We start from the raw sequence: 15,456 nt of genomic DNA, 5'->3' as shown, positions 1-15,456 counted from the left end.
GGTGCGTCACGACTCAGCAGCAACCGCTGCCGGAGCAGCAGCCGCCCTTGACAATCCCCTTGATGGTCGCTTGAGGCGCAGGCAACCCGGCATAACGAGCCAACTCGCTACGGCTCGGATAACGGCCGGTCAACACCACCTGCCCCTCCACCAGCACCAGTGGCAACCCCTCCTCCCCGGCGTGGGTCAGAAAAGCGCTGACGGCAGGTGTCTCGGCAAACTGCATCGGCTGCTGGGCCAGATTGAAACGCTCGATGGCAACGCCCTGCTCCTTGGCCCAGGCGAGGTCGGCAGCGAAGGTGACCAGTGCCTGATCAACCTCGGTACCGCAAACACCGCTGGAGCAGCAGAGGGCGGGATCAAAAATCTGAATGGAGGACATGGCATTACTCCTTGTTGCAGCAGGGCTGCGCAGGCAGAACATGGGGGGAGCAGGCTGACTCGGCACGCATCACGCCGCACGCCTCGGGATGACCGGCGCAGCACTCCTCGGTGAGGTAGGCGATCACATCCAGCATCAGGGGTATATTGGCGCGGTAGCGCAGAAAGCGCCCCTCCTGCTCCACCGACAGCAGACCGGCATTGAGCATCGCCTTGAGGTGAAACGAGAGGGTATTGGGGGCAATATCGATCTCGCTGGCCAGTTCACCAGCGACCCGCCCCTCCAGCCCGGCCTTCACCAGCAGCCGCCATACATCGAGCCGGATGCCGGATGCCAGCGATTCAAAGACCTTGGTGGCCATCTCTTTGTTCATCTTCATTCCCCTTGGTGCGACCTTTCATTTCAACTATACAAGAATTATTGAAATAATCAAAATGCGTACCGAAGCAAAAATTCGAGGTTCTGACATCAAACCGGGCAGAAAGGGGAATCGACGAGTGAACAACCGTTGCGGACGAGCACACAGGGCTCGTCGCAGATAAACAGACGCCCTCCAGACGGAGGGCGTATCAGACAGTCAGAGCTGTCGGGGCAATCAGACAAACGCGTGCCTTATTTGGCAGCAGGCACAGCGTTAAAGGTGAGCAGGGCTGCCTTGTTGGCATCGCTCAGAGTCAGCTGGTTGCCATTGATGGAGTAGGTTGCCACCTTCTCCAGCTTTTGCAGGAACTCGGTCTCTTTGTTCATGGCGTCGCCGATGCACATCATGCGAGTGGAGCCCATGGCGCCCAGCGTCAAGACACCGTCACCCTGCTTGGTGATACCGCCAAAATAGCGGTTGCAGCCGCCCTTGCCCGCCACCTTGCCGTCGACCACTTGCAGGGTGAAGGTATCGCCGGTGGCGCCTTGCAGCTGCCAGCTGGATGCTTGCAGTTGAGCCATGCTGGAACCCGTTGCCATTGCGCAGCCTCCCAGTGCCAGCGCGGCCAGCAGAGTCAGTTTCTTGTTCATGGATTCACCTCTTAATGATTAGAGCCATCAATACGGCAGCCTGTTTAACATGGCTGACGCCCATGCCAAAGGATTTTATTGTGATCTCCCTTCACTTTACTACCAGCTGGCATGTGCCATGCTTAGGCTCAGTTCCGGACCCAGGGAGGGGAAACGAATGGTCAAATCGCTCATCATCACACTGCTTGCAACCTGCGCCAGCATGGCCGCACAGGCCGCCGACTGGGCAGTGGTTCAGCCGCAATCCAACCCGTCTCTCTATGTCAAAAGTTACTCGGGTGTGCTGCTCAATGGCCATAGCCATCACAGCGACAGTTTTGATCTCTGGCTGGTCAATAGCGGCTATCAGTATCCGGTGGTGGATGATGTGACCCTCTTTATGGAAGCGGGCCCGGCGGTAGCGGATCAGAATCGCACATCCGGTTTCAATATGAGTTCGGGGGTGCGCTACCAGCTCTCTCCGGCATTCAATATCGGCAGCCAGATCAAGCATCTCGATCTCAACAAGGCCAGCACCCTGCTGGAGCTCAACTCCAGCCTGCTGCTGACCCCCAGACTCTCCCTCACCGCCAACTACGGCGTCAGCGCCATCACTGCCGATCAGGCACTGAGTCTGGGGGTCGGCTTCAACTTCTGAATCAGATCAGCGGCGTGGCACTCACCACCACGCCGTTGCGATCCGCATAGACGTAATCCCCTTCGTGGATGGTCACCCCGGCAAAGCTGACCACGGCCCCCAGCTCTCCCAATCCTCGCTTCTCGGTCTTGACCGGACAGGCCGCCAGCGCCTTGACCCCGAGCGCCAGTGTCGCCAGGGTGCCCACATCCCGCGCCGCGCCGTGGATCAGGATCCCCTCCCACCCCTGCTCCACCGCCTTGATCGCCAGTTGATCGCCAAGCAGCGCACGGCGCAGCGAGCCGCCGCCGTCGATCACCATCACCTTGCCGTGACCGGGGCGGGTCACCAGATCCCGCACCAGACTGTTGTCTTCATAACAGGAGAGCGTTACGGCGCGACCATAAAAGAGGGCCTTGCCGCCAAAATCCTGAAACACCGGGTCGGCTACTTGCAGCAAGTCGCCGTGTTGATCGCAGAGGTCGGGTAGGAGATCCAGCATGATTTGATTCCTTTCAGATGCATGAAGATGTTCATTCTTTCATCAGGCAAGTTTTCTGGCAATCCAGAAGGATTCAATATTGCCCAGACAAACTGCTGATTTATCCGTCAATACTGGTGTCAGCCAGAGCTGGCCATCCTCCACCCAGTAGATGGCGTTCTGGCCAAAACGAGCAGCCAGCTGACGGGCTTGTGGCAGAGATAGCGCCACCGCCAGCGATGACTCCTGCCAGCGTTCGTCCGGGTCAGATCCCCAAAACGGCCCCACCACGGGCACCTGCAAATCCACGGTCAGATGGCGCCACATCGCCCGTTCCCGCCGCATATTGCGTCGTTCTGTGACCCACTGGCTGGCCGGATTCCAGGCTGTGATGATGGCAAAAGCAGACCAGTCTGGTGGCTCAAATGGCGCGATAAAGCAGATTTTCTTGTAGTTTTCCCACAAATTCATGTCAATCACATGTTACATTCCATTACATTTTGTAGGGGCGAAAACCCGGTTCAGGCCAAGTATGATGCAGCTGTCCCAGGGTTTGACCTATATCAAATCAGAGTTAAAAAGTTGCTATCTGACGGCAAAGAGTGTTGTTATGCTCCTGTTAACTGATAAAATGCGGCCACTTTCGTAATGGACGACCTTTCCAGGCTCTGCTCGACCAGACTTGTCGGGAACCTATAAGTGGCACAGGGATACTTGCCGGTACTGATGCCTAATTCGCGATATTCCGACCTGACTCTCATACCCAGGATGACGTAATAAATTTTCAGGATCAGTCAGGAAATCGGTTTGAAACGCCAAAGAGTGTTAAATTTAAGATAATTAACTGATAAGAATCTGGGAATACTCATGCAAACACCACACATTCTGATCGTCGAAGACGAGCTGGTCACACGCAATACCCTGAAAAGCATTTTTGAAGCCGAAGGCTACATCGTGCTCGAAGCCAACAACGGCGACGAGATGCATCAGGCCCTCACTTCCCACACCATCAATCTGGTGATCATGGACATCAACCTGCCGGGCAAGAACGGCCTGCTGCTGGCCCGTGAGCTGCGTGAGAACGACAACATCGCCCTGATGTTCCTGACCGGCCGTGACAACGAAGTGGACAAGATCCTGGGTCTGGAGATCGGCGCCGATGATTACATCACCAAGCCGTTCAACCCGCGCGAGCTGACCATCCGTGCCCGCAACCTGCTGAGCCGCACCATGAACGTGGCTGCCGGTGGCGAAGAGAAGAAGCTGGTTGAGCGCTACCTGTTCAACGGCTGGGCGCTGGATATCAACAGCCGCGCACTGGTCAGCCCCACTGGCGACATGTTCAAGCTGCCGCGCTCCGAGTTCCGCGCCATGCTGCACTTCTGCGAAAACCCGGGCCAGATCCAGACCCGTGCCGAGCTGCTGAAGAAGATGACAGGCCGCGAGCTCAAGCCCCACGACCGTACCGTCGATGTGACCATCCGTCGCATTCGCAAACACTTCGAAAGCGTCAACGATACTCCGGAGATCATCGCCACCATCCACGGTGAAGGCTACCGTTTCTGTGGTGAGCTGGAGCAGGAATAAGCTCCCGCTACGCTGTTGATCTGAAAAGGCGCCTCGGGCGCCTTTTCTGTCTCTGCGATTTGCCTTAAAAGCTGAGAAACGGTGAGCGTGACGTCGAACGGCGCACAAGACAGATGAAAAACAAAAAGCCCACTCGCAGGAGTGGGCTTTTTGTTTTGAAGCTGGAGCGGGCAGCGGGAATCGAACCCGCATCATCAGCTTGGAAGGCTGAGGTAATAGCCATTATACGATGCCCGCCTGGCATCTGAAATTTGGAGCGGGTGATGGGAATCGAACCCACGTATGCAGCTTGGGAAGCTACCGTTCTACCATTGAACTACACCCGCGTCAGGGCTCCTACTATATGCATTTTGCCGCCGAGCGCAATGGCGCCTTTGCCACTTTTTTCAATAAATCAATCTGTTCGGACAAGGATTGAACAGACGGTTGCTTTTTCAATCAAACATTTTCAACACAGATAATTTACAAGGTTGCCAAGGCCAAACGGCAAGGATAGTCTTGCGCCACTCGACGCGAGGATGGTGGTAATGGATAAAAAAACGCAAAAACGTCTCTATGGCTGGTTGCGCAAGCAATCGAGTCACGGTCGCCGCTGGATCACGATATCCATCGCTTTTGGCCTTGGCCAGGGCATTCTGATAGTGGCGCAAGCCTGGCTGCTGGCGACCCTGTTGCACGGCTTTATCATCGAAGGCTCCACGCCTGAGCAATCCATCACACTCTTTATTACCCTGCTGCTGGTGACGCTTGGCAAGGCAGCTCTGGCCTATGGCCGCGAAGTGGCCAGTTTCAAGGCGGGCAGCGCGGTGCGCCAGACCATCCGCCAGCTGGTGCTCACGCGCTTAAGTCGCCTCGGCCCTGCCTATATCCAGCGCCGTCCGGCCGGTAGCTGGGCCAGCCTGCTGCTGGAACAGATTGAAAACATGCAGGATTTCTTCTCCCGCTATCTGCCGCAGATGGCCATCGCCGTCTTTATTCCGGTAGTCATTCTGGTGGCCGTGTTCCCGGTCAACTGGGCGGCGGGCCTTATCCTGCTGGGCACTGCGCCCCTCATCCCCATCTTTATGATCCTGGTGGGTGTGGGCGCCGCCGATGCCAACCGCCGCAACTTTCAGGCGCTGGCCCGTCTCTCCGGCCACTTCCTCGATCGCCTGAAGGGGCTGCGTACCCTGCAACTCTTTATGCGGACCCAAGCGGAAGGTGACGCCATTCGCGACGCCTCGGAAGACTTTCGCGAGCGCACCATGGAGGTGCTGCGCCTGGCATTTTTGAGCACCGCCGTGCTGGAGTTCTTCGCCGCCATTTCAGTGGCGCTGGTCGCCGTCTACTTCGGCTTCTCTTATATCGACCATCTGAACTTTGGTAGCTATGGGGTAAAGGTCACCCTCTTTACCGGCCTGTTCGTGCTGTTTCTCGCCCCCGAGTTCTATGCCCCTCTACGGGAACTGGGTGCCCACTACCACGCCAAGGCGCAGGCCATTGGCGCCGCCGAACAGCTGCTGGAATTCCTCGAAGCCGAGGTGAGCGAACCGGCCGCAGGCACAGCGCCGTTCCATGCCGACAGCCCGGTCAAGGTAGAAGCCAAAAGGCTTGAAGTGCTCAGCGCCGAAGGCAAGGTGCTGGTCGGCCCCATCGACTTCACTCTGGAGGCCGGTTCGCGTACCGCCCTCATCGGCGTCAGCGGCGCAGGCAAGAGCTCGCTGGTCAATGCCCTGCTCGGCTTTGCGCCCTATCGCGGTGAACTCAAGGTCAACGGGCAGGAGCTCGCCACCCTCGACATGAGCCAGTGGCGCCTGCAACTGGGCTGGCTCTCGCAAAACCCGCAGCTGTTCCACGCCTCCTTGCGCGACAACCTGCTGCTGGCCAAGCCAACGGCCAGCGATGCAGAGCTGGAAGATGCCCTGAAACGGGCGCAGGCGTGGGAATTTGCCATGGAGAAGGGTCTCGACTATCCGGTCGGCGATCAGGCAGGCGGCCTCTCGGTCGGTCAGGCTCAGCGCCTCGCCTTGGCGCGAACCCTGCTCAAATCAACCCAGCTGATGGTGCTCGATGAGCCGACCGCCAGTCTGGATCGCCACTCCGAACGCGCCATCATGAGCACCCTTGAGCAGGCGATGGCTGGCCAGACCCTGCTGATGATCACCCACCGCCTCGACCAACTTACCAAGATGGACAAGATAATGGTGCTGGCCCGCGGCCAGCTGGTGGAGCAAGGCAGCTTCCAGCAACTTAGTTCTGGGCAGGGGCTTTTTGCCCGCCTGCTCTCCCAACGTTCCGGAGGTTCTCTCGATGAGTGATCTGTTGCCGTTTCTGCGCCTCTATCGCCAACACTGGCTCAGCCTCACCATTGGTTTGCTGCTGGCGCTGGTGACCCTGGCCGCCGGCATGGGGCTGCTCTCCCTCTCCGGCTGGTTCCTCTCCGCCGCTGCCGTGGCGGGGATGACCGTTGCGACGACCCATGCCTTTAACTACATGACCCCCGCGGGCGGAGTGCGCTTCTTCTCCATCGTCCGCACAGCCGGTCGCTGGGGTGAGCGGGTAGTGAGCCACGACGCCACCTTCCGGGTTCTGACCCGGTTGCGGGTCTGGTTCTGGCAAAAACTCTCGCCGCTCTCCACCGGTACCCTGGCCGGTTTCCGTCAGGCGGACCTGCTCAACCGACTGGTGGCCGACATCGATGCGATGGACCACGTCTATCTGCGGCTGATCACCCCCATAGGCGCGGCCCTGCTCAGCACCGCCGGACTGGTCTTCTTCCTGTCGTTTTTCGACAGCCGTCTCGCCCTCACCCTGGGTGCCATTCTGCTGTTTGGCATGATCGCCCTGCCGCTGGTGTTCTACTTCCTCGGCCGTCGCCCCGGTCAGGCGCTGATTGCCGAAAAATCGACCCTGCGTACCCGGATGGTGGACTATCTGGATGGTCAGGCCGAACTGCAGATGTTTGCCGCCGCCCCCAAGGCGCTGGTTGAGCTGCAACAAGCCGAACAGGCGCTGCTCGTCGCGCAGGCCCGGATGGCCAAGGTAAGCGGGCTGGCCAACTTCTCGGTGCAACTGCTGAGCGGCTGGACCCTGACCCTGATGCTCTGGCTGGCCGGTCATGGGGTAGCGGGTGCGGCGCCCGACCCCATCACCGCACTGATGGTCTTTGCCACCCTGGCAAGCTTCGAGGCACTGATGCCACTGGCGGGGGCTTTCCAGCACCTCTCCACCAGCCTCACCTCGGCACGTCGTTTGAACGAGATCCTGCAAGAAGCAAAAGCCCCTGTGTGGGGCGACGAACAGACCCATGCCACCGCTGGCGCCCTGCAGATCAATGACCTCTATTTTGGCTACCCCGACAACCCTCAGCCGGTGCTGCGCGGCTGCACCCTGCAACTGCACGCCGGTGAGAAGCTGGCGCTGCTGGGCCAGACCGGCTGCGGCAAATCGACCCTGATGGGGCTGCTGACCCGTGAGTGGAGCCCGCAGGCTGGCAAGATCCTGCTGGGTGGCAAGCCGCTCACAGACTATAGCGAAGGGGCGCTGCGCGCCTCCATCTCGGTGGTGAGCCAGCGGGTGCATCTGTTTGCCGATACCCTGAGGGGCAACCTCAAACTGGCCGCCCCGACCGCCACTGACGAGCAGCTGATTGCGGTACTGACTCAGGTCGGACTGGCCAATCTGCTGGAAGATGAGGCGGGCCTCGACGCCTGGCTCGGTGACGGCGGCCGCCCCCTCTCCGGTGGCGAGCGTCGCCGTATCGGCATCGCCCGCGCCCTGCTGCACGATGCGCCGCTCTGGCTGCTGGACGAACCGACCGAAGGGCTCGATAGCCAGACCGAGCGGGAGATCATGGATCTGCTGTTCAAGCTTGGGGCAGATCGCACCTTGCTGCTTATCTCCCACCGCCTGCTGGGGATGGAGCAGATGGACCGGATTGCCCTGATGGAAGAGGGGCAGATCCGCCTCTGCGCCCCTCACAACGAGCTGCTGGCGGATGATTACTACCGCAGCCTCTATCAGCGGCTGGCTCCGGTTTGATATCAGGCTGATGGGGGGCACACCCTGACAACCGGGCGCAAAACGGGGCTGGTCGCCGCAGGCGGCTGGCCCCTATAATGTCCCCCTCATTATTCAACAAGATGCCGACATGGAGCGCCTGCGCATTTCTACTGTCCTCATCACCGACACAAGATACGAGACGATGAAACGCCTGATCCTGATGATGCCCCTGATTGCCTCCGGCTGTGCCAACTACGCCTTCAACAGCAATCTGGATAAAGAGAACTTCGACGAATACTTCAAACCCGGTAGCGTGCGCATCTATGAACAGGATGAGCTGGCTGACCTCAACTACCTCTACCTTGGCACCATCGAGGGTGAATCCTGCCAGGCCGATGCCAACCAGCCGGTGCCCAACGCCGGTGAAGCGCGCACCCTGGCCCGCCGCCGCGCAGCCGACATGGGTGGCAACGGCGTCACCATCGACAAATGCGCCGAATTCAGCGACACCCCGGGCTGCCTGAAACAGGTGATCTGCTACGGGCAGGCGCTGAAAGTGGCCGAAGAGAAGTAACCCGCTGTCATGGCCCTTGCTATCGTTCGCCTTGGCAGCCCGCGCCAGCCCGATGAGGGGCTGCGGATCGGCACTGTGCGCCGCCCGCCCCGCGGCGTACCCAAGAGCGAATTTGCCAACCAGCATTGGTACGATGTCTGGTTTCCCAACCTGGCCCCCAGCAGCGAGACCATGAAGCTGGGGCAGGCAGCCGAGACGCCCGCCCAGTGGGCGGCGTTTGGCAAACAGTACAAGGCCGAGATGGCGCAACCTGCCGCCAGGCACGATCTGGCGCTGCTGGCCGCCCTCTCTCATACCACCAACCTCTCGGTCGGTTGCTACTGCGAGCAGGAGTCGCGCTGCCATCGCGCCATCTTGAAAGAGCTGCTGGTAGCCGCGGGGGCCGCCATTCGCTAACTCGGCGAGCGACAACGATGGGATGGGGAATCGCGTCAGCCTCTATTCGGCAACCATCAGACATTGGATAGACAGAGAGGGCAACCCGCAGGATGCCCTCTCTCGTTGTGTTCGCGCTATCGCAGCAATTTTCGGCAGCAGCGGCTCGATGCTCCCTCTCCTATTGCAGACTGGGCTCCAGCAACTGCTGCCGCAGCGAAATCTCCTCTGCCTGAGTCATGGCATGTTCCGCCACCTCGGCGGCAGGCTCGATGGCCAGCCAATGAGCAAGATCGGCGGCGGTCTCCTCCAGCGGCCGGAAGTTCAACCCGTGGACGATGGCCGCCTCGGCGCTTATAGAGCCGTAACCGGCAAACTCCGCCTGCGCGCAGGGCAAGAGGGTGGGATAGCTCTGCCAGGGCTCGATTCCGGCCGCCATCAGGGTCGACCAGGGCAACCACTCGGACTGGATGGGGCTAGCTGGCTGCAAGCGGGCGCTCAACCGCTCCAGCCAGTCACTCAGGGTAATGCCAGGTTTGAGCAGGTTGAAGATGCCCGATAGCTGCTGCTCGGCCGCGCGCAACACAAACTCGGCGCAGTCGCGCACATCGAGATACTGCAAGCGATCCTCGCCACTGCCCGGCAGCAACCAGGGCCCGCCCTGCTGCACCCGCTTAATCCACCAGGTCATGCGCCCGGTAGGATCATGGGGGCCACACAACACGCCCGGGCGAAGGATGCAAAGCCGCTCGCCCCAGCGGGCACGATACTCCTGCTCGCACAACACCTTGAGCGGGCCATAGTCAGTGGGCATTTCCCCTTCGGGGATAGCATGCAGCGGCGCCGACTCATTCATCCCGGGCATTGAGAAATCGCGATAGACGCTGATGGTGGAGATAAAGATCAACCGCGCGCAGCGCCCGAGCAAAGCTGCCGAGAGGCTCGCCGCCTGCTCGGGGCGATAGCAGCAGGTATCGATGACGAGATCCCACTGCAACCCGGCCCCTTGCAGGGCGCTCAGGCTCTTGTCCCTGTCGCCGGTGAGCTGCACCAGATCGCGCCAGTCCGGATGCTGGTGCAGGCCGCGGTTGAACAGGGTCACTTCATGGCCCCAATCCAGCGCCAGCGCGGTGAGGTGGCGCCCCAAAAAGCCGGTGCCACCGATAATCAGCAGTTTCATCCCTCTCCCTCCCCCTTCAGCGCGAGTGCGCATATTTCATCCTGACACGCCAGTTGCCTCCACCCTACGCAACTTGGTGCGCGGGCACAGCCCCCGACTGGCCGGGATGGGACAGGGATCACGGCAGCGCCGCAGAAAAGGGCGTATCGAGGCCAAGCCTGCGTTTTGGGGCTGTCTGTGCTAAATTGCCGGGGTTTTCAGTCAGGATCCGCCATGAAGTTCGAAATCGACACCCTCGGGATCATCCGCTCTCCCTACAAGGAGAAGTTCGCCATCCCCCGCCAGCCCGGACTGGTCAAATCGGCCCGCGCCCGCCTCGAGCTGCTCCCCCCTTACGATCAGCCGGATGTGCTGCGCGGCATCGAGCAGTTCTCCCATCTGTGGCTCAGCTTCGTCTTTCATCAGACCATGGCGCAGGGCTGGCACCCGACTGTGCGCCCGCCGCGCCTTGGCGGCAACGAGCGGGTCGGCGTCTTTGCCACTCGCTCCACCTTCCGCCCCAATCCGCTAGGGCTCTCGGTGGTCGAGCTGCACGGGATCGGCCGTGAGCGGGGCAAGCTGTGGCTGGAGCTGGGGGCGGTGGATCTGCTCGATGGCACCCCCATCGTCGATATCAAGCCTTATATTCCCTATGCCGACAGCCTGCCGGATGCCCGTGGTGGTTTTGCCCCCGACGCCCCCACCCCGCCGCTGGCGGTGAGCTTCAGTGCCGAGGCCGAGCAGCAGTTGCAACCCTGGCTCAAGGCCCATCCCGAGCTGCGCCAGCTGGTGAGCGAAGTGCTGGCACAAGATCCGCGCCCCGCCTACAAGAAGGGCAAGCCCGATGAGAAGGAGTACGGGGTGCGGCTGTTTGACTGCAACGTCCGTTTTCGCATCAGCGAGCCGGATTGCGTGGTGCTGGCCATCGAGCCCGCCTGAACCTTGGCGGGCTGACATCACTGATGCTATTTCACGCCTTCTTCACGTCACAAGGGGCTTAATGAGCCTGTAAATTGTGTGGCATTGATCAGACTATCCACCCGGTTGCCAGTGATACCATGCAGACAGCAGAGGGCATCTCCTCTCTGACTGATGCCAGCGGCAGACTGCCGGTTGATGGCAAGCATGGCAGCCCGGCTATTGCCGCCAAGGGATCAGGCCTCGCCCCGACACGCTTGAGTGCGGGGATGCCACACGGATGTGACAACACTTCGAAGGAACAAACCTATGCTGATGAACAGTGAACAACGTTATGGCACCCTGAATATCGGGCTGCACTGGCTGACCCTGTGGGCCATGATCGCCGTCTACGCCCTGATCGAATTTCGCGATATCTTTCCCAAGGGGGACCCTGGCCGGGATCTGATGAAGGAGTGGCACTTTATGCTGGGGCTGCTTATCTTCGCCCTGGTCTTTGTCAGACTGGCCCTGCGCTGGATGAGCCCGACACCCCGTATCGTGCCCGAGCTATCCCCGCTCATGCACAAGCTGGCAAAACTGGCCCACCTCGCCCTCTACGGTTTTCTTATTCTCACCCCGCTGTTTGGCTGGCTGCTGCTGAGCGCCGCGGGCAAGCCCATCCCCTTCTTCGGGCTTGAGCTGCCTGCCCTGCTTTCCCCAAGTCCGGATCTCAAGGGACTGATCAAGGAGGTACACGAGACGCTGGGCAATATCGGTTACGCCCTGATCGGCCTGCACACGGTGGCGGCCCTCTATCACCACCATATTCTCAAAGACAGCACCCTCACCAATATGCTGCCGCCGCGCCGCAGCTAACAAGCAGCAGAACAAAAACAGAAGGGGCACACATTGCCCCTTCTGTTTTTTGAACGCGACAAGACCGGTGTCTCTGAAGCGGCCCACTGCTCAGGCCTCTGACAGGTCTCTACAAGCAGAACGCCTTATGATTCAGTCCCGATACAGGAGCTGCACGATAGGATTCGAATTGACTCAAAGCGACATACACTTTCTAATTGACAGTCTGGACCCCTATGACCGTTCACATCATGAAAATTCTGTTGGTCGAAGACGACAAGCTGCTCAATCACCACCTCTCCTCTCTGCTGACCGAAGCCAACAATCAGGTATACAGCACCGATCAGGCCGGAATTGCGTTGCACTATGCCGCCGACTACCCCATTGATGTGGCGATCATCGATCTCGGTCTGCCCGATATGGATGGCTTGCAGTTGATCCGCCAACTGCGCGAACGGCAGATCCCCTTCCCCATCATTGTGCTGACCGCCCGTGGCAACTGGCAGGACAAGGTCGAAGGACTGGAGGCGGGGGCTGATGACTATCTGGTCAAACCGTTCCAGAAAGATGAGTTGCTGGCCCGCCTCAATGCCTTGATGCGCCGCAGCGCCGGCTTTATCTCCCCCAGAGTGAAGGCCGGTGATTACGAGCTGGATCTCTCCCGCAAGGAGCTGACCATCGACGGTGAAGTGGCAGTGCTCACCAGCTTTGAATACCTGATTCTGGAGTACCTGATGCGCAACGCCCGTCAGGTGGTCTCCAAGCAGCAGTTACTCGACCAGCTCTACGGCGATGGAGAGGGGGATCCCAACACCATAGAGGTGATGGTGAGCCGCCTGCGCAAAAAGCTAGATCCGGAAGGGACGATTCAACCCATCTCGACCATCCGTCGTCAGGGCTACATCTTCAACCTCTCCTGTAGCTGATGCAGTTTCATCTGCCACGTCCCATCAGGATGCTCCGCAGCTCTCTGCACATCAAACTGCTGCTCAGTTCGCTGCTGGTCATCGCACTGAGCATGGGGTTCGCCGTCTATGCCCTATACCTCGGCCATATGGAGGAGCAGAGCCAGAAGGCGAGCGCCGGCATGCAGGAGAACCTTGCCAAGATGTTCTCCTCTACCAAGCCAGTCAACAGCGAAGCCACCGAGATCGGACGCATTTCCCGCCAGGTCAGTAACAGCAATCTCGATACGCTGATCTGTCGTGCCGATGGCGAGCTGATTTGGTCGAGCCTCCATATGCCGGAGGTGATCAAGGCCAAACAGACCATCTGTCGGGACCTGATGAAGTATCTGGGGGGAATGGATCTCGACTACTTCTTCAAGAAGCACACCATCAAGAACGGCGAGAGCTACTTCGTCTACAGCCTGCGTTTTACCCGCAATCCCGGCAGCGGCACCACAGCCTACTACGTGGTGATGATTGACTCGGCCAAACGCTATCACGAAGAGTCCCGCGCCTACCTCTACCAGACGGCCAAACAGGCGTTGCTCGCCTATCTGCTGCTTGCCGGGCTGCTGCTGCTCACCACCTTCTGGAGCCTCCGCTCCCTGCGCACTATCGCTAATCAGCTCGACGATATCCGGGCAGGCAAGCGGGATGCTATCGCCCATGATTTTGAACGGGAGTTGGCCCCGCTGACCGACTCCATCAACCAGTTGCTGGAGAACGAACGCCAGCAGACCCAGCGCTACCAGCATGCCCTCAACGATCTCGCTCACAGCCTGAAAACACGGCTGGCGCTGATCCAGATCACCACCCGCGAAATGAAGCTGGGGAGGGAGATCCACGACAACATCAATGAACAGATCCTCACCATGGATCAGATGATCCAGTACCAACTCAGACGAGCCGTCACCGGTCGCCAGCGCCTCGCCAGCAAGGGCACCGAGCCGGTACCGCTCATCGAGAAGCTGCTGGCCAGTCTGGCCAAGGTCTATCGCCACAAGAAGCTGCAGACCCACTTCCAGTTCGATGATGATGCCCTCTTCCACGGCGAACAGGGCGATCTGATGGAACTGATGGGCAACCTGCTCGACAACGCCTGCAAATTTGCCATCAGCGAAGTGAAGGTGACGGTACGCCGCCATCTCGATCGGTTACGCATCGAGGTAGAAGATGATGGCCCGGGCATCGATCCGGCCAAATCGGAGCAGATCTTTCAGCGTGGCGTGCGCGCTGACAGCTCGCCCGGCCAGGGCATCGGTCTGGCTGTCGTGACCGAGATCGTTCACAGCTACGGCGGCCAGATCCGGGTCGATGAATCTCCCCTCGGCGGTGCCCGCTTTACCCTGGATCTTCCCTGACACCGGATGGGCAAGGCCACTAGCCCTGCCAACCGCTCCATCGCCCTCCCCGGGGTTAAAAAATCCCGCCTGGCACCACCCAATTCAGCAATATGCTATCGAGATACTTGAGATGTGATGCATCTCGGTTAAGCTATGGCCGACTCGTTTGTTAACCATTTGATGGATCTTTAATCGCACTATGGAAAACATGTTTGAAAGATTGATGTACGCATCCCGCTGGATCATGGCCCCCATCTATCTTGGGCTCAGCCTCATACTGCTGGCACTGGGGGTGAAATTCTTTCAGGAGATCCTCCATATCCTGCCCAACATACTGGAGATGAAAGAGGTAGATCTGGTGCTGGTCACACTGTCGCTGATCGATATCACCCTGGTAGGGGGACTTATCGTGATGGTGATGTTTTCCGGCTATGAGAACTTCGTCTCGCGTCTCGATGTAGGGGATGAGAACGACAAACTGGTGTGGCTCGGCAAGCTCGATGCCGGCTCCCTGAAAAACAAGGTCGCCGCCTCCATTGTCGCCATCTCCTCCATTCACCTGCTCAAGGTGTTTATGAATGCCGAGAACCTCCCCAATGACAAGATCAAGTGGTACCTGCTGATCCACATCACCTTTGTCCTCTCGGCCTTCGCCATGGGCTACCTCGACAAGCTGACCCGCAAATAGAAGTCAGCCTGCGATAGACGCTATGCCCGATAACACGACATGGACCGGGCATAGCGGTCGCCCCGAGCAGGGGATGGATTGGCAACGGGGATAATCAAGTCACCAACATAGATGGCCGCCCGCCTTGGCCGGTATTGTGGTCGCCTTGAATGCCATGGCGGCATTCTCTACAATGACCCACTTTTTATTCATTTCGGGTTATATCGATGAGCGATACCAGTACCAAACCGGCTCTGCCGGATCACCTCTCCTGCAATCCCCGCAGCCCTCACTATGTGGCAGCCTGCTTCGAGCACCCGATCGGTATTCGCCTGAACGGCAAAGAGCGCACCGATGTCGAGGAGTACTGCATCAGTGAAGGCTGGGTGAAGATCCCCTCCCCCAAGGCGCTGGATCGCCGTGGTCAACCCATCCTGATCAAACTCAAGGGCACCGTCGAAGCCTATTACAGCTAATCGCAGCCACCCGCTTCGGGTAAAACAGAAGGCCACCCTCGCGGTGGCCTTCTGTTTTTCGGCATTTGTGCTGGCATCGTCGCCAGCACCAGACCATATTTC

18 protein-coding genes and 2 tRNA genes are annotated in these 15,456 nt (G+C 59.3%); 12 read left to right on the top strand and 8 right to left on the bottom strand.

Going from position 1 to position 15,456, the window contains the following annotated elements; all coding sequences use genetic code 11:
• Positions 1-13: 13 nt before the first annotated feature.
• From arsD to G5380_RS06395, 3 genes are all read right to left on the bottom strand, one after another.
• Positions 14-382, bottom strand: a complete 369-nt coding sequence (arsD, locus tag G5380_RS06405) for an arsenite efflux transporter metallochaperone ArsD (protein WP_201909432.1) — start codon at positions 380-382, stop codon at positions 14-16.
• Positions 383-386: 4 nt separating this feature from the next.
• The gene (locus tag G5380_RS06400; protein WP_216978347.1) at positions 387-755 is read right to left on the bottom strand and encodes an ArsR/SmtB family transcription factor; all 369 of its coding nucleotides are present in this window, start codon (positions 753-755) and stop codon (positions 387-389) included.
• A gap of 239 nt (positions 756-994) precedes the next feature.
• Complete coding sequence (locus tag G5380_RS06395; RefSeq protein WP_005359119.1) at positions 995-1,393, bottom strand: META domain-containing protein; 399 nt, start codon at positions 1,391-1,393, stop codon at positions 995-997.
• A gap of 157 nt (positions 1,394-1,550) precedes the next feature.
• Between G5380_RS06395 and G5380_RS06390 the strand changes: the two genes are divergently transcribed.
• Entirely contained in the window at positions 1,551-2,030 is a 480-nt protein-coding gene (locus G5380_RS06390; RefSeq protein ID WP_064338427.1) for a hypothetical protein, read from the top strand.
• A 1-nt stretch (position 2,031) separates the two neighbouring features.
• On the opposite strand, the gene G5380_RS06385 is transcribed toward G5380_RS06390, so the two are convergent.
• Positions 2,032-2,511 (bottom strand): putative 4-hydroxy-4-methyl-2-oxoglutarate aldolase, encoded by a 480-nt coding sequence (locus tag G5380_RS06385; RefSeq protein WP_019445630.1) that lies wholly within the window; start codon positions 2,509-2,511, stop codon positions 2,032-2,034.
• 42 nt (positions 2,512-2,553) lie between these two features.
• Entirely contained in the window at positions 2,554-2,961 is a 408-nt protein-coding gene (locus tag G5380_RS06380) for a DUF3293 domain-containing protein (protein WP_421352532.1), read from the bottom strand.
• Between the two features lie 396 nt (positions 2,962-3,357).
• Here G5380_RS06380 and arcA point away from each other — a divergent pair, with 396 nt between their 5' ends.
• Positions 3,358-4,077 carry a two-component system response regulator ArcA gene (gene arcA, locus G5380_RS06375; protein ID WP_005338193.1) on the top strand — a complete coding sequence of 240 codons (720 nt, stop codon included), beginning with the start codon at positions 3,358-3,360 and terminating at the stop codon, positions 4,075-4,077.
• A gap of 162 nt (positions 4,078-4,239) precedes the next feature.
• Here arcA and G5380_RS06370 read toward each other — a convergent pair.
• Together G5380_RS06370 and G5380_RS06365 are read right to left on the bottom strand one after the other, a co-directional pair.
• A tRNA-Gly gene (locus G5380_RS06370) sits at positions 4,240-4,314 on the bottom strand.
• A 15-nt stretch (positions 4,315-4,329) separates the two neighbouring features.
• Positions 4,330-4,403, bottom strand: a tRNA-Gly gene (locus tag G5380_RS06365).
• A 201-nt stretch (positions 4,404-4,604) separates the two neighbouring features.
• Between G5380_RS06365 and cydD the strand changes: the two genes are divergently transcribed.
• The 4 genes from cydD (at position 4,605) to G5380_RS06345 (ending at position 9,028) form a co-directional block, all read left to right on the top strand.
• Positions 4,605-6,374 (top strand): heme ABC transporter permease/ATP-binding protein CydD, encoded by a 1,770-nt coding sequence (cydD, locus tag G5380_RS06360; RefSeq protein WP_421352531.1) that lies wholly within the window; start codon positions 4,605-4,607, stop codon positions 6,372-6,374.
• Positions 6,367-8,097, top strand: a complete 1,731-nt coding sequence (gene cydC, locus G5380_RS06355; protein WP_421208599.1) for a heme ABC transporter ATP-binding protein/permease CydC — start codon at positions 6,367-6,369, stop codon at positions 8,095-8,097. The genes cydD and cydC overlap by 8 nt, the downstream gene beginning before the upstream one ends.
• Positions 8,098-8,260: 163 nt before the next feature.
• Positions 8,261-8,632 carry an Rcs stress response system protein RcsF gene (rcsF, locus tag G5380_RS06350; protein ID WP_013723982.1) on the top strand — a complete coding sequence of 124 codons (372 nt, stop codon included), beginning with the start codon at positions 8,261-8,263 and terminating at the stop codon, positions 8,630-8,632.
• A 9-nt stretch (positions 8,633-8,641) separates the two neighbouring features.
• Positions 8,642-9,028, top strand: a complete 387-nt coding sequence (locus G5380_RS06345) for a DUF488 domain-containing protein (RefSeq protein ID WP_421208598.1) — start codon at positions 8,642-8,644, stop codon at positions 9,026-9,028.
• A 160-nt stretch (positions 9,029-9,188) separates the two neighbouring features.
• Here the strand turns inward: G5380_RS06345 and G5380_RS06340 are convergent, their stop codons facing one another.
• Positions 9,189-10,187 (bottom strand): NAD-dependent epimerase/dehydratase family protein, encoded by a 999-nt coding sequence (locus tag G5380_RS06340; RefSeq protein WP_421208596.1) that lies wholly within the window; start codon positions 10,185-10,187, stop codon positions 9,189-9,191.
• Between the two features lie 213 nt (positions 10,188-10,400).
• Here G5380_RS06340 and tsaA point away from each other — a divergent pair, with 213 nt between their 5' ends.
• From tsaA to G5380_RS06310, 6 genes are all read left to right on the top strand, one after another.
• Positions 10,401-11,105 carry a tRNA (N6-threonylcarbamoyladenosine(37)-N6)-methyltransferase TrmO gene (gene tsaA / locus G5380_RS06335; protein ID WP_019445624.1) on the top strand — a complete coding sequence of 235 codons (705 nt, stop codon included), beginning with the start codon at positions 10,401-10,403 and terminating at the stop codon, positions 11,103-11,105.
• Positions 11,106-11,393: 288 nt separating this feature from the next.
• On the top strand, positions 11,394-11,942 hold the full coding sequence (locus tag G5380_RS06330) for a cytochrome b (protein WP_421208593.1): 549 nt from the start codon (positions 11,394-11,396) through the stop codon (positions 11,940-11,942).
• Positions 11,943-12,172: 230 nt separating this feature from the next.
• Positions 12,173-12,847: a response regulator gene (locus tag G5380_RS06325; protein ID WP_216953181.1), complete on the top strand. Its 675-nt coding sequence runs from the start codon at positions 12,173-12,175 to the stop codon at positions 12,845-12,847.
• Complete coding sequence (locus tag G5380_RS06320; protein ID WP_216953180.1) at positions 12,847-14,229, top strand: ATP-binding protein; 1,383 nt, start codon at positions 12,847-12,849, stop codon at positions 14,227-14,229. Before G5380_RS06325 ends, G5380_RS06320 begins: the two co-directional genes overlap by 1 nt.
• A gap of 181 nt (positions 14,230-14,410) precedes the next feature.
• Positions 14,411-14,899 (top strand): TIGR00645 family protein, encoded by a 489-nt coding sequence (locus tag G5380_RS06315; protein WP_216978340.1) that lies wholly within the window; start codon positions 14,411-14,413, stop codon positions 14,897-14,899.
• Positions 14,900-15,105: 206 nt separating this feature from the next.
• Positions 15,106-15,354 (top strand): DUF3297 family protein, encoded by a 249-nt coding sequence (locus G5380_RS06310; protein WP_005347440.1) that lies wholly within the window; start codon positions 15,106-15,108, stop codon positions 15,352-15,354.
• The last annotated feature ends 102 nt before the right edge of the window (positions 15,355-15,456 follow it).

It is taken from the genome of Aeromonas sp. 604443, from assembly GCF_049170315.1.
GTDB lineage: Bacteria > Pseudomonadota > Gammaproteobacteria > Enterobacterales > Aeromonadaceae > Aeromonas > Aeromonas veronii_A.
Note: the sequence above shows the minus strand (reverse complement) of the source record. Positions and strands in the feature narration are given on the sequence as shown.